Origin of the sequence: Synechococcus sp. R55.3 (assembly GCF_047461975.1) — a bacterium.
In the GTDB taxonomy this organism is placed as follows: Bacteria; Cyanobacteriota; Cyanobacteriia; order Thermostichales; family Thermostichaceae; genus Thermostichus.
The window spans coordinates 12566-13997 of the sequence record NZ_JANSIG010000082.1 but is presented as its reverse complement, the minus strand read 5'-3'; the positions used below and the strand labels follow the sequence as shown (position 1 = coordinate 13997).

Below are 1432 nucleotides of genomic sequence, written 5' to 3'. Positions count from 1 at the left end.
ATCATCCTGTGCATGAGCTCCAGATGGATCCGGTCGTCCTAGGTAAGCAGAGCATACCTGCCATGGAGGCTGTTGTTGAGAGCGGCCAAGGCTGTTTGGGTGGCAGTAGCCATTCAAAGGGAGGCTTGAGGCAGGCATCCCACAGCAAGCGGAGTCGGGCCTCGGTGATGTGGAGAGGAGAATATGTTTTTGAAGGGATCCCTTTCAGCTCTCTCCCTCTGTTTTTTTCCGCGAGCGAGTTGAGGTCGCTTTCTTCGCGCCAGCGGATGCCACAGATCTCTTGGATGATTTCTTCAGAGTAGGGGGCAACGCTGTAGGAGTTACGAAAAATACTTCCGATAGGGCATCCAGTTTTTTGCCTCGCGTAATTTTGCACCCAAGCTTGGTTATGGGGGTTAAGTCCTGCCACCAACTTCTATCCGCCTCTGCAATCCGGGCAGCTGCAATGGTTACATCGACTCCCTTGAGGGGACTGCTGGGTCGCTCGGCTAGGTATCTTAGCGCAGCCAAGATAGTCTCTCTCGATGTATTGGTCAAATTTACCTTCGGAACAATTTCTTTGGCGAGAATCTGGGCCTGCTTAACCTGCTCTGGATCAGGATCGACAACGATACACCATAGCCTTTCCAGTCCCGCTTCTTGAGCAACTGCATAGACAAAATGGTTACCAATGGCCTTGTACTGATAGTCGCCAGCCTCGGCCACCAGCAGAGGAACCCAGTTGTGTCCTCCTGTCGCCCTTAGCTGATCTGCGGCTGCGGCAACAAGGAAGGAGGGAGCAGAAAACCCATCGGCGGGCGTAATGCTCTCAAGGGGTAAGTTAACCAACCTACCTAGATCTGAAAACTCACTCATCGATAAAGTACTCACGGGCAAGACTCTGGTAGTATTCTAAAACTCTCCTGCGCTTAAAGACGGCAGGAGTTCGAGCAAAGCTTGCAGAGGATATCACTGCATAGTCAGGTATCCTAAAAATGCTTTTGTCTTCATTACCTTTCTTAAAATGCGGCCAGAAATATGGACGTAGATCTACACTTTTCTCCTGCTTGATAAGCTTATCTATCTCTTCGTTAGCTAGTTTAATAGTGTATTCACTTCCCGAAGAGACGCCGTTGAAAAAGGTAGGCAAAGCAATAGGGCCACCATCCTGTCGTGACCTAGCAGTTTCTGGAATAAACTTGGTGATTACTCTAACAGCATTATTCAGGGAAGACAGATCGTTGGGGCGGGTAGGTATCAAAATAACATCGGCAGCAAAAACACCACTTTGGCTGAAGTAAAGCCATTGAGTTGGGCAGTCGATTAGGATGTAATCATACTCATTGCGAAGAGGGGCAATCAGATCTCGAAGGCGTCGGGTTCCCTTTTGGATATATGCTAGCGACTGGCTGTCGGTCAACGTCTCCAGCTCAGGGTCTCTTGGGATAATGTC

Annotated in this window: 2 protein-coding genes; both read right to left on the bottom strand. The window is 49.5% G+C overall.

What is annotated here, in order from left to right; translation table 11 throughout:
* Positions 1-204: 204 nt before the first annotated feature.
* On the bottom strand, positions 205-855 hold the full coding sequence (locus NW849_RS11690) for a Rho termination factor (protein WP_414357778.1): 651 nt from the start codon (positions 853-855) through the stop codon (positions 205-207).
* A partial coding sequence (locus NW849_RS11685) for a ParA family protein (RefSeq protein WP_414357777.1) occupies positions 848-1432 on the bottom strand: 585 nt, incomplete at its 5' end. The genes NW849_RS11690 and NW849_RS11685, both read right to left, overlap by 8 nt.

What these genes read in the sequence shown, in the direction of transcription:
- NW849_RS11690 (WP_414357778.1), bottom strand. Translation starts at nt 855, where the DNA reads ATGAGTGAGTTTTCAGATCTAGGTAGGTTGGTTAACTTACCCCTTGAG.